Genomic DNA, 26,643 nt, shown 5'->3' with positions numbered 1-26,643 from the left:
GTTTTCGGTTGAGTTGGGTGCCGCGCAACCCGCGATACATGATCCCATGCTGAATGCCAGTGCAAGAGCGGTTGCGGCGCGGTGGTTTCGCCTTGTAAACGCAGGAAATCTATCCGACATCGTCGAGTCCGTCTCTCATGTTGGTCATGAACGTATCGCGATTGAATCCCCGAAACGTCAAATAGTCCTGCAGCGTGCTGTCGAATTTGCCGTTTAGACCCAGGGTCTCCAGATCGACTGGTCTGAGGGATTCGCTCGGATCGCCATTGACTCGAAAACCGTTCAGTTGCTCGAAGTCTTTTCTTCCGTAGGCGTTGTCGAGTGCCTGAACCAATCGGTAATCGAGAAGGGTCGTCGAAGCCGAACTCTGGTCCGTGAAGTTGAGTTGTGCCGGAGGAACTTCGACCGGGGAGCCCAGGACGTGATCTTTGAGTTCGACTCCCAGCATGCTGACTGCAACGCTGGTCGGTGGTCCGAAGCCTGGGATCATGGCGGCACCGCCGGAAATCAGCCAACCGAGTTCGTCGTATGTTTTCCCACGTCTGCTGATGATGTCCTGTTGCGCCGCCGCAGCGTCACCGGTTCGGTTGAAGGCTTCTTCCTCCAGAGCGCCGTCCATCAGTGCCTGGACGCGTCCCGCATATATTGCATATTGCGAAGAACCCGCGGCGATGTCTCCGCTCATGCTGGTTTCGACGAAGATCCCTTGGAGTTGGCCCGCGGCTCCGAGCATGTTCGCATTGAAACTTGCGGCTGCGTGGGGGTCGCTGTCGATGATCGCGATCACCGATTTTGCATTGGCGAATCTGTCGTCGTAGGCATCGAGATTTTCGAAACCGAGGGTACCGGTTTGATCGGGTTCCAATCCGGCGAGATTCCCGATGTACGGGGTCACCGCGGAACCAATGGATTGCGTCAACGCGGGATTCACTTCTCCGATGGATCTGTTGTCCAGGCCGGCGATGTCGAGGTAGGCACCTTTGTTGTCGGCGAGATTGTGGGCGAGTGCAAGGGCAGAGGCGCCGGCCCGTTCGGCAACAGCTGGGTTGGAGTTGGTGGCGTCGGGTCCGATCCAATCGGTGAGGCCGCTGACGGTTCGTCCGTCATCGTTCCATTCGCGGGTGAACAGATTCACCACGTCGTCCTGATGAGCAGGGGTGGTGGGGAAGTCGGCGTTCGAAGGTATGTCCCGAGTGGCAACGTCGAGGGCTTTGGTGAGGCTGGAGTCGAGCTCATCGTTGCTGACGGGCTGGCCGTCGTCGTCGAAGACCAATCGCATCGGGGCGCTCGATGAAGTTTGCGATTGGAGAGGGGCGAGATCTGCGCTGCGATCGAGCAGTGCAGAACTCAAAGCGCTGCCGGATTGTGTCGCGGGGTCTGCATTTCGAAGTATGTCCGTGAGTGCATTCGAATCGTCGAAATGGTTGACGTTCACGGTGGTGGAGTACCCACCGGGTTGGAGTTGCGAGCTGTACGCGGGGTCGCTGAAGATTCTGCGGACGTCTGGCGGAAGGTTGTCGAGGCTGCCCGCGTTGCCGTTGCCGTCGGTGACGTTGGGATTGGAGACGGTGAACATGCCCGAGGCGAGGGCGCTGGGGATTCGCGCGTCGGCGGGGACATTCGCATCGGGGAAGTTGACCGTGCGGAATCCTTCGGCTCCTGCACCGATATTCTTCAGCTCGTCGAGGTTGGTATCGGCGTAGAACTCACGTAGGTAGGCGAGTTGTTCCGGGTCGACGACCACGGGCCCGCCGGCAGCAAGTTGCGCTTGTTGTTCCGGAGTGAAAGTCGTCGCGGCGATCAACCGTTGCTTGGCCGCCTCGCTCTCGGGTGTTGCGCCCGGGGACTGCGCGAGAATGTCGGAGTCGTGGGCTCCCTGACCATCGAACCGAACGTGATGTGAAGGGGTGGTCGACGCTGCATCGGGGATCCCGAAATCGGCCTTGCGGTCGATGAGCGAGGTGCCTGCGGCGGTGATCTCCGTGAAGATTCTGGCGGCGCTCGCGTCAGTCTCGTCGACGTCCGTGAGTGCCGTGCCGATGCGCCACGAGTGATATTCGAGGCGGGCTTCTACCCCGCGCGGATCTGTGCTCGCCAGAGTTGCGGGCGTCGCGGTGACGGAACCGTCGTCAGAGACGGTGAAACCGTCGGCGCTCGCGTCGTCGACGCGGCTGACCAGTGTTTCGCGGGTGTACCGGAGGTTTGCCGATTGCGCTGCGACACAGCGCCCGGCGTCTCCGACTATCGCGACGGCGTCTCGCCCGAAGGCATGCTGCTGGGTTGCCGAATCCCATGCTGCGGTCGCCGCGCTGCCGCTCCAATCGCTGGTTGCGGTGTCCATGATGCGGTGCGCGATGTCGACGTTGCTGTCGAATACGTCATGTCCGCGGCCCAGGGAGCCGGCATAGTTGTCGAGGGCGTCCAGATTCCAGGATCGGATCTGCGAGATCGACAGTGTCATCGCACGTCTCCCGAATCCTCGATCCGTGCGCCGTTGGCGATGTCGACCCGGGCGAACACTCGTGCGGAGTTTTCCAGTTTCGTGCGGGTAGCAGTGATCCCCGCACCGATCGCGCGGCCGAGTTCGTCGACGGTGACGACGTTGTCGGCTATGGCTGCAGCGAACGCCGACCCGGCGGCTCCGGCCGATGCGGCGGTAGCGGCCTCCGAAGCCGAGAATCCACCGAGTTCCTCGGCAGATGCCGTCAGCCCCTCCGCAGCACTTGCCAATTCGGCTGGATCAGCTGAAAAAGTATCCACACCCATGAACGAATCCCCCGAATTCATCTGCGAGATCACAGTGAATCGAGGATAGAGCATGCCAGATGACCCGACCTCGAGGGCTGCGTCATCGTCCTCGCGGTCGAGGGGGTTGTGTGAAAGCCCTAGCGGCCCTTCTGCTTTCCGGAGAACCGGCCACCCGAACTCTTGGTCCCACCGGACTTGCCGCTGCCCGATTTGCCGCCGGCCTTGGCCTTACCGGAACCGGCGTTGCGTCCGGATATGTTCTTTGCGGTGCCGGCGCCCTTAGCTTTCTGCCCGTTCTTGGCAGCTTCTGCGCGACGCTCGCGGGCCGCGATCTTGGCCTTGACGGAGCCCTTGATCTTCTCCGCCGGCTCACCGTTTCGGCCGCGGGAACTCTGCGCCGTTCGGCCCCGCACGATGCCGATAAGTTCCTCGACCAGATCTGTGGTCTTGGACTCCATCCATGCCAAAGCCACAGGAGCCTCGGGCGCACCGTCCACCGGACGGAAGGTCAGGTCCTTGCGATGGTGGAACCGCGCCAGCGAATGGGGAACCACGACAACTCCGACGCCGGCGGCCACCAACTCGATGGCGTCGGCGATGGTCGCGGGTCGCTCGGCGGCGGTCTTTCCGGGACGGGTCGGCCAGTCGAGTCTGTCGTCGAGAGGATCGAGCACTATCTCGTCGGCCAGATCGTCGACGGAAATCTGATCGACAGTAGTGAACACGTGATCTTTCGGTACCACCACCACCGGGGTTTCCGCATACAGCGAGATGGCGCTGATGCCGGTCCGGTCGATCGGCAGGCGAACCAACCCTGCATCTGCTTCACCTGCGCGAAGTGCAGCTTCGAGTTCGAGAACCGGGAACTGAACAAGTTCCAGACGCACCTCGGCGAGCCGCTCGTGCCACACCCGGACCCACTTGGTGGGCGTCACCCCCGGGGCGTACGCGAGTCGAAAAATTGCCTGACTATCCGCGTCTGTCACCAGGCAAGGCTACCGCCTTGGTAAAAGCACCCGTATCGGCTGGTTACTCTTGTTGCATGACGTCGAACAAAACTCCCCAGACGATGAAGCCGACGACGGCTGCCAAGAAGCTGGGTGTGTACCTGGAAGCAACACCTGCGCAGTTCCAGGAAGGCGACGTGACTCGTGACGAGCTGACCGCTCTGCAGACCGATCCGCCGGAGTGGCTGCTGGAGCTGCGACGCACCGGACCGCACCCTCGCCCGGTCATCGCCGCCAAGCTGGGCGTATCGATCGCCGGCCTGGCCCGCGGCGGCGTCGAAGAAGCACTCACCACGGATCAGATCGCCGCACTCCTCGAAGAGAAGCCTGATTGGCTCGAAAAGGAACGCGCTGTTCAGGCCGACGTGCGGGCCGAAAACGTTCGCATCAAGGAAAAGCGCGCTGCGCGTCGTAACCAGCCGCGGAAGGCTCGAAGGGGCTGACGCCCCCTGTGCGCCTTTCCGGTAGCGATGACTACCGGAAAGGCGCACAGGCGCTAGCCTTCTACGACGCTCAGTTCGTCGAACACGATTTCACCCGCGGCATCCGATTCCGGGATGTCGACGACGGCAAGCAGCGCCCATCCGTGATCGCCCTCCGGATCCTCGAGCACCTGCCGCACCCGCCAGAACTCTCCGTCCTCAGTGACCTGGAAGAGCGCCGGACCGCGCGCCGACGGCCCGGTTCCGATGGTTGCGTACTCCTCGAAGTACGGCAGTAGTTGCTCTTCCCACTCGGCGGCCTCGATACCGTCCTCGAGGTTTTCCAGCTCGTTCCACTGTCGACGCGACGCGAGATCGATGCGTCGGAACATCGCATTGCGCACCATGACGCGGAATGCGCGCGGGTTCGCCGAGATGGGACGGGGAATGTCGGCGCCGAACGCAACCTCTTCCGTGTCTGCCTCGGCTCCGGGGTCGGTGAGTGACTCCCACTCGTCGAGCAGGCTCGAGTCGACCTGACGGATCAGCTCGCCCAACCACTCGATGATGTCTTCGAGTTCCTCGGTGCGCGCTTCGGTCGGGACGGTTTGCCTCAGCGCGCGGTAGGCGTCGGCGAGGTAGCGCAGGACGAGGCCCTCGGACCGGGTGAGTCCGTAATGGCTGATCAATTCGGCAAACGTCATGGCGCGTTCGATCATGTCGCGCACCACGGACTTGGGGGAGAGGGCGAACTCGGTGATCCACGGGTGGCCACCCCGGTACATTTCGAAAGCCGGGAACAGCAAGTCCGACAATGGTTTCGGCCAGGTGACCTCTTCGAGAAGCTCCATGCGCTCCTCGTACTCGATGCCGTCCGCCTTCATCTGCGCCACCGCTTCGCCGCGCGCGAAGTGCTGCTGCGCCATCAGAACCTGACGCGGATCGTCGAGCGTCGACTCGATGATCGAGACGACATCGAGTGCGTAACTGTCGGATTCGACGTCGAGAAGTTCGAATGCCGCCAAGGCGAACGGTGACAGTGGCTGGTTCAAGGCGAAGTCGCGTTGCAGGTCCATCGTCAACCGAGCCATGCGGCCGTACTCGTCGGGTTCGTCGAGGCGTTCCACGATGCCGGCGCTGAGCAATCCGCGATACAGCGAGATCGCTTTGAGGATGTGCTTGCGTTGCGCCGGACGCGATTCGTGGTTGTCCTCCAAGAGATGCCGCATTGCGTCGAAGCAGTTGCCCGGGCGGGCAATGACATTGAGCAGCATCGAGTTGCTGACCGAGAATCGCGACACCAACGGTTCGGGCGATGCCGCGACCAAGCGGTCGAACGTCGCTTCGCTCCAGGACACAAACCCCTCGGGAGCCTTCTTGCGTTGAATCTTCTTGATCTTCTTCGGATCGTCGCCGGCCTTGGCGACAGCCCGCAGATTCTCCACTTCGTGTTCCGGTGCCTGGACGACAACGGTGCCCATCGTGTCGTAGCCTGCACGACCCGCGCGGCCGGCGATCTGATGGAACTCGCGGGCCTTCAGATGCCGTGTGCGGACGCCGTCGTACTTGGCGAGACCGGTCAGCAGCACTGTGCGGATCGGGACGTTGATTCCGACGCCCAGAGTGTCGGTACCGCAGATCACCTTGAGAAGCCCGTCCTGCGCGAGAACTTCGATGAGCCGTCGGTACTTGGGCAACATGCCAGCATGGTGAACGCCAATGCCGTGCCGGACCAGGCGCGAGAGTGTCTTTCCGAACCCCGTGGTGAAGCGGAAACCGCCCAGCGCTTCGGCGATCGCTTCCTTCTCGGCCTTGGAACAGAAGTTGACGCTCGTCAGTGCCTGGGCGCGCTCGAGCGCGGCCGCCTGCGTGAAATGCACGATGTAGACAGGGGACTGGTTGGTGGTCACCAGATCTTCGATGGTTTCGCCGACCGGCGTGGTCGCGTACGAGAACATCAAAGGCACAGGGCGTTCCGTGCCGGAGACGACGGTGGTCGGCTTCCCGGTGCGACGCGTCAGATCCTCGGAGAAGAAGTCGACCTCACCGAGAGTTGCCGACATCAAGAGGAACTGCGCGTGCGGCAACTCGATGAGCGGAACCTGCCACGCCCAACCTCGATCGGGTTCGGAGTAGAAATGGAACTCGTCCATCACGACTTGGCCGATATCGGAGTTCGGGCCCTCTCGCAGTGCGAGATTCGCGACGATCTCTGCCGTCGCACAAATGATCGGCGCCGACGAGTTCACGGCGGCGTCGCCGGTCATCATGCCGACGTTCTCGGCTCCGAAGACTTCACACAGCGCAAAGAACTTCTCGCTCACCAAGGCCTTGATCGGCGCTGTGTAATAGGTGCGCTTGCCGAGCGACATCGCATAGAAATGCGCGCCGATCGCTACCATCGATTTGCCGGACCCGGTCGGCGTCGCAAGGATCACGTTTGCACCCGAGACCAACTCCATGACGGCCTCTTCCTGGGCAGGATAGAGCGTCAAACCTCGTTCGAGGGTCCACGAAGAGAAGGCGTCGAAAACGGAATCAGGATCCGCGTTGTCGGGGAGAAGTTCCGTCAGCAGCACTCGTACAGGCTAGCCGCAACCGCGGATCAGGTTGCGCTTCGCTCGTCCGAGCCCATGGCGTCGAGCACTGCCATGCGGGTGGACGACGTTCCGGTGATGGTGTTCTCGCCGACGCCGGAGATCAGCATGTGACGCCAGCGGGCCTCGTCGAAGACGAGTGGTGCGGTGCTGGAAAGAAAATCTTCGACGATCTGCAGGAAACGCATCGGATCGTCGCGGAACGGGAAGTGGCCCGAGCCGCGGAAGATTTCGAGACGTGAGTTCGGCATCGCTGCGTGCGCGAGGTGAGCGTGGGAGACGGGAATGACGGAGTCGTCGTCGCCCCAGATCAGTTGAACCGGCAGATTCTCGGTCAGATAACAGCGGTCGAGCATCGTGACGACCTGCCCGCGCCAGTCCACGACTGCCCGCAGCGTACGAAGGTAAGCCTCGTAGGCAGTGGGGTCGGGGAGATCAGCGAGCACTCGAATCAGGTCCGGCGTGTCGTGCAACATGGTGCCGGGGCGCAGATTCGAACCGTGGACGACACCGGCAAGGTTTCCGGCCATCCGGACGAGCGGCATCGCGCCAGGTATCCGGAGCAGTTTGACGACCTCGTTGACCACCGGAACGGACATGAGGCGCAGCAGTGGGTGGACGTCCTTGGTGACGCCACCGGCCGAGACCAGCACGAGGCGATCCACCATGTGTGGGAATTGGTAGGAGAACTGCATCGCGACGCCGCCGCCGAGCGAATGCCCGATGACGGTGACGTGCTCGATGCCGAGCGTCGACAGAAGATCACGCATGCCGTTGGCATACGCGGCTACCGAATAATCGGCGCGCGGCTTGTCGGAGCGGCCGTGACCCAACAGGTCAGGTGCGATGACGGTGTACTTCTTGGCGAGGTGGGGAATGATCTCGGTCCACGTCGACGAGTTGTCGCCGATTCCGTGCAGGAGCAGTACTGCCGGACCCTCGCCGGCTATCCGAAATGCGCGTCGGTAGCCGTGAATCGTCCGGAACATCATCCGCGGTTCCTCGTCGGGGACCGGTCGGAGCTGACGGTTCCGTGGTCTGCTCATGTCGCCTCCTGGCTCGGCGTGTGACCACGTTGACTGTCTGCTCCAGTTGTTGAGCCGTCAACGAAAATCACACAGAGTTTGAGGCTATCCGACGGATGTGTCCTGAACAACAGCCCAGGTAACGGAGGGGTTGCGGAATGCGCACAATGTCGAATTATGCGCCCCCGCCCGTCACATTTTCGTCAGTTGTCGCCTCGATCGAGGTCTCCAGCTGAGCCGAAGTCGTCATTTCCTGCCTGTTCGGCCAGGAACTTTTCGAACTCTGCGCCGATCTCGTCACCGCTGGGAAGGTCGGCCTCGCCGGCCAGAAGGGACGACTGTTGTTCCTGCGCGGCGACAAAAGTGTCGTATTGACGCTCCAAAGCGTGGACTACAGTCTGAACTTCTTCGTTCCCGGCTATGTGCTCGTTAACCTGTTCCCGAACGCGCGCCGCGGCCTCACCCAGTGCAACCAAGGGCAATTCCAGATCCGAAACCTCGGAAACGTTTTCGAGCAAAGTTTCTGCGGCGCCCGGGTAGTCCGTTTGCGCGAGGTAGTGGGGGACATGCACCGAAAAGCCCATCGCCTCGTGCCCGTGCTGAGACATACGAAGCTCGAGGAGTGACGATGCGCTGCCGGGAACCTGCAGTTCACCTGACCAACGCTGATGGTCCTGGATCAGGTCCTTGTTGGTCGAATGTGCTGTCACACCCAGCGGTCGGGTGTGCGGAATTGCCATCGGAATCGCGTTGAGCCCGATGGTTCGACGAACTCCCAGCTGTTCGGACAACAGACGAACGGCCGTGGTGAACCGCTCCCACTTGAGGTCCGGTTCCATCCCTGCGAGCAGCAGGAACGGCGTGCCGGCCGTATCGCGCAGTGCGTACAGATTGAGCGCCGGAGCGTCGTAATCGGAGAAATGATCGGCCTTGAACGTCATCGTTGGTCGACGTGAGCGGTAGTCGATCAGCTCGTCGACAGCAAACGACGCGACAAGCTCGGTTTCCAGGCTTTCGCGCAGATGCGTCGTCGCCAACTTCACGGCGTGACCGGCGTCGGAGTAACCCTCGAGTCCGTGAATCAGGATCGGTCCCTGGCCGTCGGCAGCCGCCAACTGGGGCGCCGGAAATTCCAGCTCGTACATCCTCGACTGTTCGTCCATCGCAGTCCCCTTCGCTCTTCGGTCTTGATCTCAAGTGTCCACTATCGGCGCACGCTCGACAGCATCGGAGTCAGGTGCCCGACAGCACTGGATCAGACGTTCATCGGTAAGAACACCGAGTCGGTGACCGATCATTCCCGATCCGACGAGACGGACGTTCGCCGAGAGCGAAGCCGAGCGGTATCTTTCGACACTTGGCCTGGGCGTTCGCTAGATGTCGGGTGCGCGGCTTCGGACATGGCAGAGTGGAAGACAAGGTCGGCACGGCCGATTTGTCCGAAATGCATTGGTCGATTGTCGGGATCGGTCGAGGTCGAGTGCGGAGGCTTACATGCGGGTGTGTCCACGATCGTCCAGGCGAGTGGCCGCATGCTCCCTTGCTGCGGTGGCCGCCGTTGCACTACTCGCGGGCTGCTCCGGGTCGGTCCAAGGTGCACCCGTTCCGGACTCCGCGCCGGCGACTGCCGGTGCGACCGACAGCGGCTCGGCGGCGCCGAGTACGACGACTGCACCCAAATCCTCGACGCCGAAATCCACCTCTCCGAAAACGGCGGCACCGTTGTCCGAACTGCTGCTGACTCCCGAGGAATTTCCCGAGCCCTTCGGCGCTGTTGTGCTGCCCCCGCAGGCCGTTCCGATGGCAGCGCCGGATCTAGTCGGCGTCCCACGCGGTGCCACCGTCGATCCATCCGAATGTGAGCCACCGGAACAGGATTACGGTCCGAACGGGACCGTGATGGCGGTCGGGACCGACAATGCGACGAGGGCAACGATTTCGGTCGAACTCACGAAGGTCGATGCACCACTGGACGAGTTGGAAGCGCAAACGCGCCAGTGCCCGTCCATGACGGTCACTGCGAACGGCGTCACCACTACAGTGACGACGGAAATTCTTCCGCCGTCGCCGATCGATGCCGACAAGACGATGTCACTTCGCCGCACCGTCGTGTCCCCCAAAGCCGCAGCCGGCGATCAGACGATGCTGACATTGATCGCGCAGGTCGGCGACGTACGGGTAGCAACAACACTGATGACGTTCGGTTCTGCGACGCCCTCGACGGCACCTCTGGATCAAGCGTTCACCGCAGCCGTACAGAAGGTCAAAGCAGGCAAGTGATTTCGCAGCACACGGGTCCGACACAGAGCGGACCTTTTCGGTGCGGCGCGATCATTCGTCCCCAACTGACTCGATAATCCACAGACGAATTCGGCGTCGCTGTTTTCCCTGGTCGAGCGGATGGCGGCATCGGGGCGATCGACGAGGGTCTGTGCATGACCACATCACCTCTTCCAGGAGAATTCGAATTCTCCGACGACGACCTGGCCCTTTTCGGACGCGTTGAACGTGTTTCCGATCCAGGCGAATTGATCGCGGCAATACCCGCCCTCCTGGGATTCCATCCGTCCAACTCCGTCGTTGCGCTGTCTTTGATGGGCGCTTCCGCCTCGACGCTCGGCCCGGTAATGCGACACGACTACTTTCCCAGCGTCAAGGGAAAGCCTGCGAGGCAGATGAGCGCGGCGCTGCGCCAGTTCGCCGCCGTGTGTGACGGGGAAGGGGCGCGTGCGGTCGTTCTCGTGGTGATCACCAATTGCTCGACAGCTGAAACTCTCATCGACGAAACCATCGAGCTGGCCGAGGTATTCGAAGACATGCTCGGCGGAACCTGCGTCGAGCTGGCTGACGTATTGTGCACGGCCGCAATAGAATCTGGCCAGCCGTGGACGAGCGTCACGCGTTCGATTCACCGCGGCACCCTGCCAGACCCGGCATCTTCGTCGGTCGCGGCGGCGCAAGTGGTGGGCGGGAGGGTCATTCGCCGTTCGCGCGAGGAACTGGTCCGGTGGGTACACGGTGCCGCTCGCAATCACGACGCGATTGCCCGACTGATCGCGAGCCGCCGAGAATCGAGTGAGTACAGCGGGGGATCGGCCGGTGATGCCGCAGTTCAGCGCCGGGTGGATCTGGTGTTGGAACATGTCCGCCGTGTGGAGGCAGGCACTTACTGCCCTGACCCGCAGGAATGCGCCGATCTGGTGGTCGCTTTGACGGACGTTCACGTGCGCGACGTGGTGTTGGGTCTGGCGATCACGTCGGTTGCCGCACATGCCGAGCAATTGTGGCTCGTACTTACCCATGAAGTACCGTCTCCCGAACGAGCTTGGCCGGCAACACTTCTCGGGTTCTTTGCATACGTGCGCGGCGACGGGCCCCTGGCAGGTGTTGCGCTGTCGGCCGCACTGTCGGCCGATTCGGAACACACTTTGGCCGGATTGCTGGATTTATCGCTCCAATCCGGTGTGCACCCCGATGGGATCCGTGACCTTGCGGCCGTCGGATTGTCCATCGGCGAATCGCTCGGAATTGCCGGCTTGCCGCCGGCGCTGCCGAGTGGAAGCTAGCGAGCAGCGTGTGAGCGGTCGCCCAGATCCTGGAGGAACTGCCATGCATCGGCGACTATGACGTCGAGATCGGTACGCGTGGGCGTCCAACCCAACTCGGCAATCGCCTTGTCGCTCGATGCGATCAGTACGGCCGGATCACCCAGCCGTCGTGACGCGTCTTCGACGTTGATCGGCAGGCCGGTGACCCGCGCACAGGCAGCGATCACCTCGCGCACGCTGAAGCCGGCACCACTTCCGAGGTTGTAGATGCGGTGCTCGCCGGGAACCGAGGATTCGAGCGCCAGCAGATGCGCTTCGGCGAGGTCAAGCACGTGTATGTAGTCGCGTACCGCGGTGCCGTCCGGCGTGGGCCAGTCGGTTCCGAATACCGAGATCTTGTCTCGCTGCTCGAGTGCGACCTGAAGGACGAGCGGAATCAGGTGGGTTTCGATCACCCGGTTCTCGCCGGCGGACTTGTACGCACCCGCGACGTTGAAGTAGCGCAAGCTGGTAGCGCCGAGGCCGTGGGCGATCGAGTACGAGGTGATCGCATGATCGATCGCGAGCTTGGTCGCGCCGTACGGATTCGTAGGGCGGGTCGGAGCGGTTTCCACGATGGGGGACTGCTCCGGCTCGCCGTACGTTGCGGCGGTGGAAGAGAACACGAGCCGGGGAGTGCCGGAGACACGAATCGCCTCGAGCAGCTCGATGGTCGTGACGACGTTTCCGCGCCAGTACTTTTCGGGGTGCAGCACGGATTCGCCGACCAGCGACTGCGCAGCGAAGTGAAGTACGCCGTCGAAAACCGGAGAACCCGCATTGCCGAGGATGTCGGCGGCCAGCGCCCCCACATCCCCTTCGATGAACTCGGCACCGGCAGGCACCGCGTCGGCATTTCCGGTGGAGAGGTCGTCGATGACGACAACTTCGTGTCCACGCTCGAGCAACACAGTGCTGCACACACTGCCGACGTAACCGGCGCCGCCGGTGACTAGGAGTTTCATCTAGTTCCTCAGACCTGCTTGACCTGAACGGCGTGAGCCATTTCCTCGGACAGGTCGAACCCGCTGTGGCCCGGCACGATGATGGTCACCGAGCCCGGACGGGTTTCGACCGTCACCCTGGCGTCGGGAACGACGCCGGCGTCACGCAGCTGCGCGATCACCTCGGGATCGGACTGCACGTGCTCGGCGAGTCGCCGAACGACCACAGCTGTCTGTGCGCCGTGCGGAATATCGGTCAGGCGCACCAACGTTTCGGTGGTGGCAACCGGGCCGTCGAGTCCCAACTGGTCCAAGCCCGGAATCGGGTTGCCGTATGGCGACGTCGTGGGGTTGTTCAGAACGACGACGAGCCGACGCTCGACCTCCTCGCTCATCACGTGCTCCCAACGGCATGCCTCGGCATGTACGTCTTCCCATTTGAGACCGATGACGTCCACCAGTAGGCGCTCTGCCAACCGGTGCTTACGCATGACAGAGATCGCGAGATCGCGACCCTTGTCGGTGAGTTCCAGATGTCGATCGCCGGCGACCATCAGCAAGCCGTCGCGCTCCATACGCGCAACTGTCTGGCTGACGGTGGGTCCGCTCTGTTCGAGCCGTTCGGCGATCCGCGCCCGGAGTGGGACTACGCCCTCTTCTTCCAAGTCGTAGATCGTCCGGAGATACATCTCCGTGGTGTCGACTAGATCCTTCACACTCAACCCCTTCGTCAGTTGATCATTCTACCGTTCAGTTCGTGGTTCCGGTGCCGCCTCCACTGCGGCGAGTCCAGCGCGTGTCCGAATTGGATTCGTGTCACTCGATCTCGGTCTCCGAAGCGGGCCGCGAGTGTGGTGTGCGGCACGAAACGAGAAGGAAGTAGCGTGATCCCATGACCGCGTCGATCAGATCTGACGGGGACCCCGCGGCGTCTCGAGCGAATCGAGTCGTGGTGTGGAGTCCGGAGTACCTGAGCTATCGGTGGAGCGCCGATCACCCGATGAATCCCACTCGCCTCGATCTCACGATGGCACTCTCGCGAAGCCTCGGACTTCTCGAGGGCATCGAATTTCTCGAACCGAGTGCCGCGTCCGATGCCGACCTCCTCAGAATCCACACACCGGCATATCTTGCAGCGGTCAAAGACGCGGGTAACTCTGCGAACAACGGTGTGAGCGGCCAGGATGTTCCCCACGGGCTCGGTACCGAGGACAACCCGGTCTTCCCGCACATGCACGAAGCAAGTGCGATCCTCGCCGGCGGCTCGCTGGCCGCAGCGCAGGAAATCGCTTCGGGACGTACGCGTCGCGCGGTCAGCATCGGCGGCGGCATGCACCACGCGATGGCGGATTGGGCTTCGGGATTCTGCGTCTACAACGATGCGGCTGTGGCGATTTCGTGGCTGCTCGACAACGGCTACGACCGCATCGCCTACATCGACGTCGACGCTCATCACGGCGACGGAGTGCAACATGCGTTCCTCGGGGACCCCCGGGTGCTCACGGTCTCGCTGCATCAGCACCCGGCAACCTTGTGGCCGAACACCGGATGGTCGAGCGAGGTCGGCGACGGGGCCGCTGAAGGCACTGCAGTGAACATCCCGGTGCTTCCCGGGACCGTCGACGCGTTGTGGCTGCGCGCATTTCACGCCGTCGTCCCGGGAGCCATTGCAGCCTTCCGCCCGCAGATCATCATCAGCCAGTGCGGAGTCGACTCGCACCGCGAGGACCCGCTCGCGGACCTCGCTCTGACCGTCGACGGCCAGCGAGCAGCGTTCCTGGCAATGCGCGATCTTGCCGACCGCTACTCCGAGGGCCGGTGGCTGGCAGTCGGCGGCGGCGGATACGGACTGGTTCGCGTCGTGCCGAGGGCATGGACTCACCTGATCGCTGCCGCGCTCGATCGCGAGGTCGACGTCGACACAGCTGTGCCTGACGAGTGGAAGGAATCGACGAAGCTGCGAGCGCCGAGCGTCGACCTCCCGCCGACCATGGGCGACGGCGGAGATGTCGCATACACCCCGTGGGACGGCCCGGGTGGTACACCGGAGACAGGTGTCGCCTCGGTAGATCGTGCACTCACCCGAATCGACTCGGCGATCATCGCCACACGCCGCGCTTCGTTCCCGCTACTCGGACTCGACCCGGAGGATCCCCGTGACTGAACAGTCCGATACCGATGCCGGCGGCGCGAGCGACCAGGCGCCGAACACCGACCCCGCTCACACCTATCCCCATTCGTGGGTAGTCGATGTTCTCGCCTCCGACGGCGGCGCGGTGGCGTTGCGACCCATCGTTCCCGAGGACGCGGACAAGCTCGTCGAATTCCACGGCAAACTCTCCGAGCGCACCCGGTACCTGCGCTACTTCGGCCCGTACCCCACGATGTCGGCGCGCGACGTGAAGAACTTCACGACGGTCGACCACCACAACCGCGTCGCCTTCGTGATGATGCTCGGCGACGAGATCATCGCGGTGGGTCGCTACGAACGACTCCTCGACGTCGGTGACGGAAAGTCTGCCGAGGTCGCCTTCGTCGTCGCCGACGCACACCAGGGGCGCGGCCTCGGCCCGATCCTGCTCGAATACCTGGCAGCAGCAGCGGCTGAGAACGGCCTGACGATGTTCGTCGCCGAGGTCCTGTCCGAGAACCGCAACATGGTGACGGTGTTCCGTGAGGCGGGGTATCAGGTGAGCCGCTCGTTCGACGGTGGCGTGCTGCGACTCGAATTCGCGATCGACCCGACGGAAGCGCTTGTTTCAGTGCGTAATTCGCGTGAGCGGGCAGCTGAGGCCCGCAGCATGGGAAACGTGCTGAGTCCACGATCGGTGGCAGTGATCGGCGCATCAGCGGACCCCGCCAAGGTGGGTAACGCGGTGTTGACCAACCTGCTGCGCGGCGGATTCACCGGACCGGTCTACCCCGTCAACGCTGAGCATCGTTCGGTTCACGGGGTGCGGGCGTACCCAACTGTTCGTGACATTCCTGACGACGTCGATCTCGCCGTCGTGGCTGTACCTGCGGAATCGATCAATTCGGTACTCGACGACTGCCTCGACAAGGGCGTCAAAGCGCTGGTGGTGGTCTCGTCGGGCTTCAGTGAGAGCGGTCCGGACGGACGCTCGTCCGAACGCAAACTGGTCCATGCAGCACGCGCTCACGGAATGCGCCTCATCGGTCCGAATGCGCTGGGTGTCGCGAACAACGACCCCGCGATCTCGTTGAATGCGACTCTCGCGCCGGTCTTGCCGGTGGCAGGCAACGTGGGTTTCTTCTGTCAGTCCGGCGCGCTCGGTATCGCCATTCTCGACGAAGCCGCGCGCAGCCGAATCGGGTTGTCCGCCTTCGTTTCTGCCGGCAACCGTGCGGACGTCTCGGGCAACGACCTTCTGCAGTACTGGGATTCCGACCAGTCCACCGAAGTGGTCCTTCTCTACCTGGAGAGCTTCGGCAACCCGCGAAAGTTCTCCCGGATCGCCCGCCGAGTTGCGCGGAAGAAGCCGATCGTCGCGGTCAAGAGCGGTCGGCACGCGGTTCCGCCGGTTCTCGCCGCCACCGGAGTCGAGATCGACGATTCCATCGTCCGCGCCCTCTTCGAACAGGCGGGCGTCATCCAGGTCGGCTCCATTTCACAATTGTTCGACTGTGCCTTGCTCTTCGGATACCAGCCGTTGCCGGCCGGTCCACGGCTTGCTGTCATCGGCAACTCGACCGCGCTCGGTGTCCTTGCCGCGGACGCCGCCCGCAGTGAAGGTTTGCAGGTCAGCGACCCGGTCGACCTTGGCGCCCAGGCGAGTCCGGAACTGTTCGCCGCTGCCGTGCGCGACGCGTTGGCGTCGTTCGACGTCGATGCCGTCATCGCCGTCTTCGTTCCTCCGGTTGCCATTCCGGTCGAGCCGTTCGCGAAAGCACTCAAAGACGCCGTCGCCGGCTCGGACAAGCCGATTCTCACGACGTTCCTCGCAGCCGAGGGTGTGCCGGACGTCCTGGCGGTCCGCGACGAAGTCGGAAACCCGACCCGCGGTTCGGTGCCGTCCTACCCAGGGCCGGAGCGCGCCGCACTGGCGTTGGCGAGGGCCTGGCGTTACGCGGAGTGGCGCAGCAAGCCTGCGTCGAAGGTTGTTCGCCCCGCGGGAATCGACTCCGAACGAGCCCAGAAGATGGTGGCCGCCTGGCTTGAAAACTCGCCTGGCCGTTGGCTTTCGGACGTCGAAGCAGCAGCTCTTCTCGAGTGCTACGGGGTTGCAGTCGTCGAATTCCGTTCGGTCCTGAGCGAAGACGAAGCTGTAGAGGCAGCGGATGCTGTCGGCTACCCGGTCGCGGTCAAGGCAACCGGCGAAATGTGGCGCCACCGACCGGATCTGGGCGGCGTCAGGCTGGATCTGAGTGGACCTGAATCGGTGCGCCTCGCTTACCGAGATCTCGCGGCCGCGTCGGGTGAACCGCTGCTGCACGTGCAGAAAATGGCAACCAAGGGCATCGGGTGTGTGGTTGGTGTCCAAGACGACCCGTCGTTCGGTTCGCTGATCTCATTCGGTCTCGCCGGTGTGATCTCAGATCTCCTCGGGGACCGTGCCTATCGCGTACTGCCGCTCACGGAAGACGCTGCTACGGAGTTGATCGACGCACCCAAGGCAGCGCCGCTGCTCTCCGGATATCGAAATGCCGTTCCGGTCAACAAGGGTGCCTTGGTCGATCTGGTCCAGCGGATCTCGGCGCTGGCCGACGACATTCCGGAAGTCCGCGAACTGGCCTGTGAGCCGGTACTTGCTTCGGCTACCGGCGCGGAGATCACCGATTCGCGAGTACGCATCGGGCCCGAGCCGAGCGCAATCGACCTGGGGCCCAGGCGTCTGCGGTAGATACAGCGTCTGCGGTAGACGCTGCGGTTGCGGTAGACACAGCGAACAACACCGGCCACCGCACATTCCCGAGGGGGAGGGAATAAGCGGTGGCCGGTGCTTTGTGCGGTGCGTCAGCGCGAGTGGTGTGGCGCGCTGACGCACGTGCTGTGTTGTTTGATCAGCTCGCGTAGGAACGCAGTTTCTCGGCGCGATCGCCGACGCGGAGCTTGCCCATGACCTCACGCTCGATCTGACGAACCCGCTCACGCGAGAGGCCGAAGAGCTTGCCGATCTGATCGAGTGTGCGAGGCTGGCCGTCGTCGAGACCGTAGCGAAGTCGGATGACCTGCTGCTCGCGCTCGTCGAGCGTCCCGAGCACGCTGCGCACATCGCTGTGCAGCAGACCGGCGATGACGGCGTTCTCCGCCGAAGTTGCCTCGGAATCTTCGATGAAGTCGCCCAAGGGAGCTTCTTCGTCGTTGCCGACTGGCATGTCCAGGCTTACCGGGTCGCGGCTGTGGTCGAGCAGGTCCGCGATCTTGTGGGCGGGAATGCCCGACTCTTCGGCCAACTCGTCGTCCGTCGCTTCGCGCCCGAGCTGCTGGTGCAGTTCACGCTTGATGCGGGCGAGCTTGTTGACCTGTTCCACGAGGTGGACTGGGAGCCGGATGGTGCGGCTCTGATCAGCCATTCCGCGGGTGATCGCCTGACGGATCCACCAGGTGGCGTACGTCGAGAACTTGAAGCCCTTGGCGTAGTCGAACTTCTCCATGGCACGGATGAGTCCGAGGTTGCCTTCTTGAATGAGATCGAGGAGCGGCATTCCACGGCCGGTGTAGCGCTTGGCCAGCGACACGACGAGTCGCAGGTTCGCTTCCAGGAGGTGGCTACGCGCCGACTGTCCCTCGCGAACGATCGTTGCGAGATCCCTCTTCTTGGTGACTGTCAGGCGCTTTCCCGTGGCAAGGACGTGGCTGGCGTACAGCCCCGCTTCGATTCGCTTCGCCAGTTCGACCTCGTCTGCTGCTGTCAGCAGTGCAGTACGACCGATCCCGTTCAGGTAGACGCGGACCAGGTCTGCGGCCGGGCTCTGGGCGTCCAGATCTGCGGCGCTCGGACGAATGCGAGTAGTGGTGCTGGGGCTTGTCATGACTTGCCTCCCTATCGGCGGTCTCTCACACAGTTCAACGTGTGAGAGTTCCGGGAAAGTTCCCGCGCCGATTTCCGCTAAAACGCCGTGACCTGCAGTTATTTCCCAGTCGTCCTGAGAAGTTGCTGAGAACACAAAAATCTGCAACTCACCGGGAACTCAGTTCGTGACGGGAAGCACCAACCCGTGCCGAACCAGCGAGACCAGCAATGTGACGACGGCCTCACGTAGCTGGTCCGGGTCTTCGCCGTTCGCCGCGGCAAGAAGTTCGACCAGTTCGTCGACCACCAGTCCGTCCGCTCGGAGCCCGGCCAGCAGCGCAGCACCGAGCTCGTCGATCTCGTGCTGCCAGTGCGGTCCGTTGCCGCGGTGTACACGCGTGACCACTTGCTGCCATCCCTCGTCGCCGGGGAGGTAGACGCGTTCGAGAGCCGTGTCCGGATCGAGGACGAATCGCTCCTCGAGGACGTCGTGTTCACGCAACCAGGCAAGACGGTCGAAGTAAGCGAGCGCCTCGGCCCCGAGCGGGTCCGAGAAGCCGTGCATGAGGTCCTCGGCCATCAGGTCGGTGGGGGAGTCGGTGCGGCGAAGGAACACGAAACCGAAGCCGACGCCCTCGACATCGGCTTCTTCGAGGTGATCCAGCCAGGCGTTTGCTCTCGATGCCGATTCCGGATCTCGCGGATCCTGCCCGCCGTCCTTGAGCCACGTGCCGACGTACAGAGCTGGGTCCGCCACGTCGCGCTGCACCACCCAGGCGTCGACGCCGCGCGCCGGCAGCCATGACGCGATCCGCGAACGCCAGTCCTGTCCTTCGATGTGCACCCACGAGGCCAACAGTGCTGCCGTGCCGCCGGGGTTCAGATAGTCGATCGAGCGCGAGATCATCAATTCGCTCGCACCGTCGAGATCGAGGCCGGAATCGCGGTACGTGTGATGGACGCGTGCCTCGCCGACGACAAACGGGGGATTGGCGACCACCTGGTCGAAGGTTCGACCCTCGACGGGTTCGAACCAGGACCCCTGAAGCAGTTCGACGTCCAGTCCGTTGAGCGCCATGGTTGCGGCCGTGAGGTCGACGGCGCGTTGATTGATGTCGGTTGCGGTGACCGAATCCGCGTATGTGTTCGCGTGCAGGGCTTGGATGCCGCATCCCGTACCGAGGTCGAGCACGCTGCCGACCTTCGCGGTGGGCGTGGCCTGCAGCAAGGACAGTGACGCATGTCCGACTCCCAGCACGTGATCGGCCGTGGCCTTCTTGGGACGGATTCCGCCGTCGAGATCCGAGATCACCCAACGGTCGCCGTCGCCGACGTCGATGGGGCGAAGATCGACCGCGGCCCGCACGAGCGGATTCTCACTGTCGAAGTTTTCACCTTCGAGCAGGCCGGCGTCGACGCACTGCGCAATTGTCAGCGGAGTCAACGCCGCGGCGACGTCGCCTGCTGCGCAATCATCGGCGAGAAGGAACAGTCTGATGAGAACGCCCAGGTCCCCGAGTTCTCGGGTGGCGCGGCGCACGGGTACCGGCTCACTTCGGCCGAGAGCGGCGTGAACTTCGGGACCCAATGCCTCGAGCATGGTTCCCGTGTCGAATCGATTGCGAAGCAGGGCCTCACGCAGCGCAGGGGTGATGGACAGGAGCGTTTCGCTTCTCACCCCGTCATTCTCGCAGGCGGAACTTGTCAGCCTTCGATGGTGTGGTGCGTCGCGGATTCGATCTCGCCTGCCGTCTTCTTTCGTCCGTCGTATCGGCTCGGTTCGTCCTTGGTGCGCGGTGGTCGGTCGTTGGCGATCAGGACGGCGATCCAGGGAAGCGGAATGGATGCACCGATGATGAGCATCGAGATCCAGGCGTTGGCCCAGATGCCGTACGCGATCGCCGCGAGGATCAACGCCGGGAACCGGAAGGACATGATGATCATGTACTTGCGCACTCGGGCTTTGTGCTGTTCTTCGACGGACTTCTGCGCTTCGGTGATCAGTACGGGATTATCGGGAGTCCCGGCCTCGTCGGACCTGCCGAACGCGCCATTTCGTGCCATGACTCCACTGTTCCACTCTCGGCCGACAATTGCACACGACCCGTGGGTCGCACCGCTGTGACGGAGACGGCATTATTGGAGGGGTGAGCACTCAAACCAAGGAACGTCCCGACGTCTCCACCGACGAAACGACCGACGACGACACCCCGAAGTTCTTCCACTACGTGAAGAAGAACAAGATCGCCGAGAGCGCCGTCATGGGAACCCATGTCGTCGCGCTGTGCGGCGAGGTGTTTCCCGTGACGAAGTCCGCCAAGCCGGGATCGCCGGTGTGCCCGGATTGCAAGAAGATTTACGAAGGACTCCGTAAGGGCGACTGACCTCGGGTCACGCGAGGGGGAGTACTTCCGGAGCTCGGCGGATCGACAGCCTCGACGCAGTCGGCCGCCGGGCTCTTCGCGTCTGCCTGCGGTTCATCGCAGGGATCTTGGTCGGCGCACGAGTTCTGGCGCGACTCCGTTTGTCTGCTGCGGGGCCGCCCGTACGAGGGGACCGTGGCCGGATCCGCTTTGTCGCCCGAGATGCGGATCGGGCTGGTGGCCAGGTGCCAGGTCAGGTTGGTGACCGGACCGGTCTCGTCGTCGGTGTTCTGAGCCGCAAGCCACTCTCGCATCTGCTCCATCCGAGTGGCACGAGCCGGCCAGAACTCCTGAACCGTCGCGTTGAACTCGGCGCCGAGGACGACGGCAAAACCGAGGAAGAACGTGAAGAGCAGAAAGGCGATCGGCGTTGCCAGTGCGCCGTACGTGTAGCCGGTGCTGGTGACAAATCCCAGGTACCAGCGCAATCCGGTACTGGCGGCCATGAAGAACACACCGGCGACCAGCGCGCCCGCGAGCAGCCGATGCCACGGCAGCGACTTCGGTAGAGCGACTTTGTAGAGCGTCGTGAGGCCGATGATCACCAGCAGACCGACAGCGGGGTAGTAGAACGTGTCGACCAGATTCGAGCCGACCACGTACCAGGAGGCCGGCAGTGCTCGCCCGACGAGCGTCGGCCCGAGAGCTACCAGCGGCAGGATGAATACCGCCATCACCAGGAACATCACGTAGAGCAGCAGGGCGAAGATGCGCTGCCAGATGGGATTGCGCGCATCCTGCTGACCATGTGCTTCCACGATCGAGTCGACGAACGTACTGATCGCCGATGATCCCGCCCACAGGGAGAGCAGGAAGCCCACCGAGATGATCTCCGGTCGTCCGCGCTGAAGGACGTCCGTCACCGTCGGGCGGATGATCTGGTCGACGACGCTTTCACTGAAGATCGTTCCGCTGAACGTGACGATCTTGGATTCGATGATCTCGACGGTGTTGGGTCCGAACCACCCACCGATGTAGCCGATCATTCCGAGAAGGCCCAGCAGCAGGGGAGCCAGTGACAGCGTTTGCCAGAACGCGGCCGTAGCCGCCTTTCCGAAGATGGAATCGTCCCAGGCCTTGCTCAGTGTGCGACCGATCAACTGCCCGGTGCGGCGTAGCGGATGCCATCTGCGGTGGCGCAGATCACTTCCGCTCGACTTCTCGCCTCGCGCTTCACTCATGATGTCTCCAGCATCCCTGACGACACACCCGGTTGCCCAACCATGGCGCCGACGTGTCGCACATTTCTGAGACAATTCGCGTGCAGGTCGGCAGGATGCGAGAGCAGCGAAACCTCGCCGGCCGGAGTGAGAACGGCCATGAGTACGCGCTTCGAGTGCGGCTTTCGTCGGTGGCGGCGGCTAGGCTCGTCGCCGGACATTGATGAAAATTCGAGGAGCGCGAGACAACAGTGCGATTCCAGTGGAGGCGCGGCCTATGACGTCTGAGACCGTGGCAGCCGAGTTCGGCAATTCGCCCGAACCCGCCGGAGCTCTATCCGCGGGAACCCAACCTGGCGCCCCTACCGGTTCCCTTCGTGCATGGCAGCGCCGTGCACTGACCAAGTACCTTTCCAGCAGTCCGCGTGACTTCCTTGCGGTCGCAACGCCGGGAGCAGGTAAGACCACCTTCGCTCTGCGGGTAGCTTCGGAATTGCTCCGTGACCGGACGGTCGACCAGATAACCGTCGTGGCGCCGACCGAGCACCTCAAGCACCAGTGGGCGGAGTCCGCTCAGCGATCCGGCCTGGCATTGGACTCGCGGTTCTCCAACTCGACCGGCCAGACCTCGAGTGACTATCACGGCGTCGTGCTGACCTACGCCCAGGTCGCCTCGCACCCGTCGAAGCACCGTGTGCGCACCGAGGGCCGCAAGACGCTGGTCATCCTCGACGAGATCCACCACGGCGGCGACGCCAAGAGCTGGGGTGACGCCATTCGTGAGGCGTTCGGCGACGCGACTAGGCGTCTCGCACTGACCGGAACTCCGTTCCGCAGTGACGACAGTGCCATTCCTTTTGTCGAGTACGAGCCGGACAAGGAAGGTCTGCTCCGCTCGAAAGCCGATCACTCCTACGGATATTCGGATGCCCTCAAGGACGGCGTGGTTCGCCCCGTCGTGTTTCTCGCCTACTCGGGCGAGGCACGGTGGCGAAACAACGCCGGCGAGGAATTCACCGCTCGGCTCGGCGAGCCGCTGAGCGCCGAGCAGACGACTCGGGCATGGCGTACGGCCTTGGACCCTGCCGGCGACTGGATTCCTGCCGTGCTGCAAGCAGCAGACACCCGTTTGGCGCAGCTGCGCAGTACGGGTATGCCCGATGCCGGCGGACTTGTCATCGCGACGGACCAGACGGTGGCCCGCGAGTACGCGAAGGCGTTGACAGCGATCACCGGCGAACAGCCGGCCGTCGTGCTGTCCGACGACCCCACCGCGTCCAAGCGAATCGCCGAATTCGGTGCGAGCGACCAGAAATGGATGGTCGCGGTCCGCATGGTGTCCGAGGGCGTCGACGTTCCCCGTCTGGCGGTCGGTGTGTACGCGACCAGCGCGTCGACCCCGCTGTACTTCGCTCAGGCGATCGGGCGCTTCGTGCGTTCGCGTCGTAAGGGCGAAACTGCCAGCGTCTTCCTGCCGTCGGTGCCGGTGCTTCTCGACCTTGCTGCACAGCTCGAGGCTCAGCGTGACCACGTACTCGGCAAGCCGCATCGTGAGAAGGACGGCCTCGAAGACGACCTGCTCGCCGATGCGAACAAGCAGAAGGACGAGCTCGGCGAGGAGGAGAAGGCGTTCACGTCCCTGGGCGCCGATGCCGAACTCGACCAGGTGATCTACGACGGATCGTCCTTCGGTACCGCGACATTCGCCGGAAGTGACGAGGAAGCCGACTACCTCGGTCTGCCAGGCCTACTCGACGCCGATCAGATGCGGGCATTGCTGCGTCAACGCCAGCAGACACAGGTCGAGGCCAACTCGGCCAAGGCCGCCGCACCGCAACCCACGGCGGCAGTGGTATCCGATCGAGCGGCCACGGCAGATCAGCTCGGAGCGCTCCGCAAGGAGCTGAACGGGTTGGTGGCGATGAACGTTCACCGCACCGGCAAACCACACGGCATCATTCACGCGGAACTTCGCCGAGTGTGCGGAGGCCCGCCGACGGCCATCGCGACTGTCGATCAGCTGACCGAGCGCATCGCGATCCTACGCAGCTGGTAGCAGCCGATACCGGTCCCGCACGCTTCGCGTGCTTGCCGGCCCCGGAACGGCAGAACGGGCGATCACAGTGAATGTGATCGCCCGTTCTGGCGTTCATGGCGCGCCTCGTGAAGAGGCCACCCCCGGCTGACAGGTCAGATTGCGGGTTCGCTTTCGGAGACGACGGCATTCATCTCGCGAAGTCGATCCGCGTGTTCGGTTGCGTGGTGTCCGCAGAAGAGAAGCTCGCCGCCGGTGGGAAGCACGGCGCGTACGCGTGCTCCGGCACCGCACCGGTCGCACCGGTCGGCAGCGGTCAACTGTGGGCTGGTCAGTGTTCCGGGCATGACTCCTCCGTACTGGCTTTGCGGCATTCGGGCCGCGTGCCTGGGGCCTGGTCCGCCGCGTCGGAATGGCGCGGTAGATCCACTCTTACAGACGTTTGGGGTTTACGGGTTGTTCCCGAAGGCGTTTCTTAGTGTTGTGTCTCACTGGAAATGCGCTGGGCAGGCATTCTCGGGTGAAGATTGTTCGCTGACAGCTGATTCGAATCGCCGACCTCAGCCCGATATTCTGGGCGGATGAACCCGGGACGCGAACCACTTGTCGACGAGAGCGTCGAGTTGCTCCACATGTGCACGCGCGAGGAATGGGCGCGGGCACAACAGCACGGCGAACGTATCCCCGACGGATTCGAGGCGGAGGGATTTGTTCACATGTCGACTCCGGCGCAAGTTCATCTCCCGGCGAATCGGATCTTCGCCGGCCGCGATGACATAGTCCTTCTCGCCATCGATCCGGCCCTGCTCGGTGGTCAGGTCAAGTACGAACCGGGCGTCCCTTCTGACCCGGAATCGATGCGATTCCCGCATCTGTACGCCCCGATTCCGGTCGCAGCCGTCACCGCTGTCGTCGAGTATCTTCCGGACGAGAACGGCGTGTTTTCGCCGGTTCGGTAGGTCGCCGGTTCGCTCGCCGCGAAGTGCTCCCGGCGGATTGTGGCCCTCACGCGATGCAGGTCGCCGATCGGCGCTACCGTTGGTATATGAACGTAGAAGTCACCCCACTACCGGGGATCGGGACGCGCAAGGATTTTGTTCTGTCTTCCGGTCGTCGCGTGGGTGTCGTCACCCATCGGGACGGTCATACCGACCTCATCGTGTCCAAGGCAGACGACCCTGACGCGTGTGCTGCCTCGCTGCCTCTGACCACAGAGGAAGCGGCAGCGCTCAGCAATCTCCTGGGTGCCCCACAGCTCGTTGCGCAGCTCGAAGAAGAGCACCGTGACCTTCCGGGCATTCGAACCAAACAGCTCTACATCAAGGACGGTTCGCGCTACGACGGGCAGACCCTCGGGGACACCGGCATGCGCACGCGTACCGGAGTCTCCATCGTCGCCGTCATGCGTGCCGGACAGGTCAGCCCGTCCCCGAACCCCGACTTCACCTTCACCGGGGGAGATCTTCTCGTAGCAGTCGGAACGCCGGACGGTTTGGCCGCAGCGGCAAAAATCTTGGCCAACGGCTGACTGGCGCGTGGACACAACCACCCTCGCACTGATCGAACTCGGCGCGGTCTTCTTCGCGCTCGGACTGCTCGGACGACTCGCTGCTCGCGTGGGGATGTCGCCGATCCCGTTCTACCTGATCGGCGGCCTGTGCTTCGGACAGGGCGGTTTCATCCAACTCGGAGACATCGGCGAGTTCTCCCATCTGGCAAGTGAGATCGGGATCGTCCTGCTCTTGTTGCTGTTGGGGCTCGAATACACCGCGGCCGAGCTCGTGACCGGTCTCAAACGCTCACGCGTAGCGGGCATCGTCGACATCGTCCTCAACGCGACTCCCGGCGCGGTGGTCGGCTTGATTCTCGGCTGGGGCGTCGTGGGGGCGACGGTCATGGCCGGCGTCACCTACATCTCGTCTTCGGGAATCATCGCCAAGGTGCTCAGCGACCTGGGGCGCCTCGGTAACCGCGAAACACCGGTCGTGCTGTCGATTCTGGTGTTCGAAGACCTGGCGATGGCGCTGTATCTGCCGATTCTGACCGCGATGCTTGCGGGCGTCAGCTTCATGGGCGGGCTCGAAGCGGTCGGGATCTCGTTGTTGGTCATCACCGTGGTTCTTGTTGTGGCCCTGCGATACGGGCGGTACGTCTCCGCGCTCCTCGACAGTCCCGACAGTGAGACGCTCCTGCTCAAGCTGCTCGGTGCCGCACTGTTGGTTGCCGGCATCAGTTCGGCGATGCAGGTGTCGGCGGCTGTGGGCGCGTTCCTCCTCGGGATCGCGATCTCGGGGTCGACGGCGCACAATGCCAGTCGCGTGCTCGAGCCCCTTCGAGATCTGTTCGCTGCAATGTTCTTCGTGGTCTTCGGTCTCAACACCGATCCCAGTTCCATTCCGCCCGTCCTCGGGTGGGCTGCGATCCTGGCCGTCGTCACCGCGATCACGAAGCTGATCACCGGCGCCTGGGCGGCCAGACGTCAGGGTGTCGCGCGAATGGGTCAAGCGCGCGCCGGTGCCGCCCTGATCGCCCGCGGTGAGTTCTCCATCATCATCGCCGGGCTGGCGGTGTCCGCGGGTGCGGTCGACGCCGAACTGGCGGCATTGGCAACGGCTTACGTGCTCCTGATGGCGGTCATCGGTCCAGTGGCGGCAAGAGTTATCGAACCGGTTGCCTCGTTGTACATCAAGGTTCGTACGAAGTCCTGATTGCGGCCCTAT

General features: G+C 63.3%; 23 protein-coding genes. 10 read left to right on the top strand and 13 right to left on the bottom strand.

Annotation, left to right across the window (positions count from 1 at the left end; translation table 11 throughout):
- Window positions 1-109: 109 nt before the first annotated feature.
- The 3 genes from EEB12_RS02310 to EEB12_RS02300 all read right to left on the bottom strand — a co-directional run bounded on the left by EEB12_RS02310 (window position 110) and on the right by EEB12_RS02300 (window position 3,734).
- Window positions 110-2,461 carry a hypothetical protein gene (locus EEB12_RS02310; RefSeq protein WP_141487346.1) on the bottom strand — a complete coding sequence of 784 codons (2,352 nt, stop codon included), beginning with the start codon at window positions 2,459-2,461 and terminating at the stop codon, window positions 110-112.
- Window positions 2,458-2,766: a type VII secretion target gene (locus tag EEB12_RS02305; RefSeq protein ID WP_021334291.1), complete on the bottom strand. Its 309-nt coding sequence runs from the start codon at window positions 2,764-2,766 to the stop codon at window positions 2,458-2,460. Before EEB12_RS02305 ends, EEB12_RS02310 begins: the two co-directional genes overlap by 4 nt.
- A 119-nt stretch (window positions 2,767-2,885) precedes the next feature.
- Window positions 2,886-3,734 carry a LysR substrate-binding domain-containing protein gene (locus EEB12_RS02300; RefSeq protein ID WP_141487345.1) on the bottom strand — a complete coding sequence of 283 codons (849 nt, stop codon included), beginning with the start codon at window positions 3,732-3,734 and terminating at the stop codon, window positions 2,886-2,888.
- A gap of 56 nt (window positions 3,735-3,790) precedes the next feature.
- Here EEB12_RS02300 and EEB12_RS02295 point away from each other — a divergent pair, with 56 nt between their 5' ends.
- Complete coding sequence (locus EEB12_RS02295) at window positions 3,791-4,198, top strand: DUF5997 family protein (RefSeq protein ID WP_019748228.1); 408 nt, start codon at window positions 3,791-3,793, stop codon at window positions 4,196-4,198.
- Between the two features lie 53 nt (window positions 4,199-4,251).
- Here EEB12_RS02295 and EEB12_RS02290 read toward each other — a convergent pair whose 3' ends face one another.
- From EEB12_RS02290 to EEB12_RS02280, 3 genes are all read right to left on the bottom strand, one after another.
- On the bottom strand, window positions 4,252-6,756 hold the full coding sequence (locus tag EEB12_RS02290; RefSeq protein ID WP_020907550.1) for a DEAD/DEAH box helicase: 2,505 nt from the start codon (window positions 6,754-6,756) through the stop codon (window positions 4,252-4,254).
- Window positions 6,757-6,782: 26 nt separating this feature from the next.
- Window positions 6,783-7,820: an alpha/beta fold hydrolase gene (locus tag EEB12_RS02285; RefSeq protein ID WP_019748230.1), complete on the bottom strand. Its 1,038-nt coding sequence runs from the start codon at window positions 7,818-7,820 to the stop codon at window positions 6,783-6,785.
- Window positions 7,821-8,002: 182 nt separating this feature from the next.
- The gene (locus EEB12_RS02280; RefSeq protein ID WP_003942198.1) at window positions 8,003-8,962 is read right to left on the bottom strand and encodes a proteasome assembly chaperone family protein; all 960 of its coding nucleotides are present in this window, start codon (window positions 8,960-8,962) and stop codon (window positions 8,003-8,005) included.
- Window positions 8,963-9,323: 361 nt separating this feature from the next.
- Here EEB12_RS02280 and EEB12_RS02275 point away from each other — a divergent pair, with 361 nt between their 5' ends.
- The gene (locus tag EEB12_RS02275; RefSeq protein WP_029255254.1) at window positions 9,324-10,079 is read left to right on the top strand and encodes a sensor domain-containing protein; all 756 of its coding nucleotides are present in this window, start codon (window positions 9,324-9,326) and stop codon (window positions 10,077-10,079) included.
- A gap of 155 nt (window positions 10,080-10,234) precedes the next feature.
- Complete coding sequence (locus EEB12_RS02270; RefSeq protein ID WP_141487344.1) at window positions 10,235-11,365, top strand: DUF4192 domain-containing protein; 1,131 nt, start codon at window positions 10,235-10,237, stop codon at window positions 11,363-11,365.
- Here EEB12_RS02270 and galE read toward each other — a convergent pair.
- Both galE and EEB12_RS02260 read right to left on the bottom strand, forming a co-directional pair.
- The gene (gene galE, locus EEB12_RS02265) at window positions 11,362-12,351 is read right to left on the bottom strand and encodes a UDP-glucose 4-epimerase GalE (protein ID WP_019748233.1); all 990 of its coding nucleotides are present in this window, start codon (window positions 12,349-12,351) and stop codon (window positions 11,362-11,364) included. The two genes, EEB12_RS02270 and galE, sit on opposite strands and share 4 nt — an antisense overlap.
- Window positions 12,352-12,359: 8 nt before the next feature.
- Complete coding sequence (locus EEB12_RS02260; RefSeq protein WP_003942150.1) at window positions 12,360-13,046, bottom strand: metal-dependent transcriptional regulator; 687 nt, start codon at window positions 13,044-13,046, stop codon at window positions 12,360-12,362.
- A gap of 176 nt (window positions 13,047-13,222) precedes the next feature.
- On the opposite strand from EEB12_RS02260, the gene EEB12_RS02255 reads away from it, so the two are divergent.
- A complete protein-coding gene (locus EEB12_RS02255) occupies window positions 13,223-14,494 on the top strand; it encodes an acetoin utilization protein AcuC (RefSeq protein WP_019748234.1) in 1,272 nt (423 codons plus the stop codon).
- A complete protein-coding gene (locus tag EEB12_RS02250; protein WP_060938493.1) occupies window positions 14,487-17,192 on the top strand; it encodes a bifunctional GNAT family N-acetyltransferase/acetate--CoA ligase family protein in 2,706 nt (901 codons plus the stop codon). Before EEB12_RS02255 ends, EEB12_RS02250 begins: the two co-directional genes overlap by 8 nt.
- A 160-nt stretch (window positions 17,193-17,352) precedes the next feature.
- On the opposite strand, the gene EEB12_RS02245 is transcribed toward EEB12_RS02250, so the two are convergent.
- The 3 genes from EEB12_RS02245 to EEB12_RS02235 form a co-directional block, all read right to left on the bottom strand.
- Window positions 17,353-18,324, bottom strand: a complete 972-nt coding sequence (locus EEB12_RS02245) for a sigma-70 family RNA polymerase sigma factor (protein ID WP_141487343.1) — start codon at window positions 18,322-18,324, stop codon at window positions 17,353-17,355.
- Between the two features lie 159 nt (window positions 18,325-18,483).
- The gene (locus EEB12_RS02240; RefSeq protein WP_141487342.1) at window positions 18,484-19,983 is read right to left on the bottom strand and encodes a methyltransferase; all 1,500 of its coding nucleotides are present in this window, start codon (window positions 19,981-19,983) and stop codon (window positions 18,484-18,486) included.
- 26 nt (window positions 19,984-20,009) lie between these two features.
- Complete coding sequence (locus tag EEB12_RS02235) at window positions 20,010-20,369, bottom strand: DUF3099 domain-containing protein (protein ID WP_019748237.1); 360 nt, start codon at window positions 20,367-20,369, stop codon at window positions 20,010-20,012.
- Window positions 20,370-20,452: 83 nt separating this feature from the next.
- Here EEB12_RS02235 and EEB12_RS02230 point away from each other — a divergent pair, with 83 nt between their 5' ends.
- A complete protein-coding gene (locus tag EEB12_RS02230) occupies window positions 20,453-20,689 on the top strand; it encodes a DUF3039 domain-containing protein (RefSeq protein ID WP_003942602.1) in 237 nt (78 codons plus the stop codon).
- Here the strand turns inward: EEB12_RS02230 and EEB12_RS02225 are convergent.
- Window positions 20,662-21,909: a YihY/virulence factor BrkB family protein gene (locus EEB12_RS02225; RefSeq protein WP_141487341.1), complete on the bottom strand. Its 1,248-nt coding sequence runs from the start codon at window positions 21,907-21,909 to the stop codon at window positions 20,662-20,664. The two genes, EEB12_RS02230 and EEB12_RS02225, sit on opposite strands and share 28 nt — an antisense overlap.
- A gap of 256 nt (window positions 21,910-22,165) precedes the next feature.
- Here EEB12_RS02225 and EEB12_RS02220 point away from each other — a divergent pair, with 256 nt between their 5' ends.
- A complete protein-coding gene (locus tag EEB12_RS02220) occupies window positions 22,166-23,944 on the top strand; it encodes a DEAD/DEAH box helicase (RefSeq protein WP_141487340.1) in 1,779 nt (592 codons plus the stop codon).
- 134 nt (window positions 23,945-24,078) lie between these two features.
- Here the strand turns inward: EEB12_RS02220 and EEB12_RS02215 are convergent, their stop codons facing one another.
- Window positions 24,079-24,270 carry a hypothetical protein gene (locus tag EEB12_RS02215; RefSeq protein ID WP_003942643.1) on the bottom strand — a complete coding sequence of 64 codons (192 nt, stop codon included), beginning with the start codon at window positions 24,268-24,270 and terminating at the stop codon, window positions 24,079-24,081.
- Window positions 24,271-24,504: 234 nt separating this feature from the next.
- On the opposite strand from EEB12_RS02215, the gene EEB12_RS02210 reads away from it, so the two are divergent.
- The 3 genes from EEB12_RS02210 (at window position 24,505) to EEB12_RS02200 (ending at window position 26,631) form a co-directional block, all read left to right on the top strand.
- Complete coding sequence (locus EEB12_RS02210) at window positions 24,505-24,882, top strand: DUF952 domain-containing protein (RefSeq protein ID WP_020969495.1); 378 nt, start codon at window positions 24,505-24,507, stop codon at window positions 24,880-24,882.
- Window positions 24,883-24,968: 86 nt separating this feature from the next.
- Window positions 24,969-25,451: a cation:proton antiporter regulatory subunit gene (locus EEB12_RS02205; RefSeq protein ID WP_021344116.1), complete on the top strand. Its 483-nt coding sequence runs from the start codon at window positions 24,969-24,971 to the stop codon at window positions 25,449-25,451.
- 7 nt (window positions 25,452-25,458) lie between these two features.
- Window positions 25,459-26,631, top strand: a complete 1,173-nt coding sequence (locus EEB12_RS02200; RefSeq protein WP_003943778.1) for a cation:proton antiporter — start codon at window positions 25,459-25,461, stop codon at window positions 26,629-26,631.
- The last annotated feature ends 12 nt before the right edge of the window (window positions 26,632-26,643 follow it).

The sequence above is a fragment of the Rhodococcus sp. WS1 genome, from assembly GCF_003797745.1.
In the GTDB taxonomy this organism is placed as follows: Bacteria; Actinomycetota; Actinomycetes; order Mycobacteriales; family Mycobacteriaceae; genus Rhodococcus_F; species Rhodococcus_F erythropolis.
The sequence above is the reverse complement of the archived record's forward strand: the minus strand, read 5'-3'. Positions and strand labels throughout refer to the sequence as shown.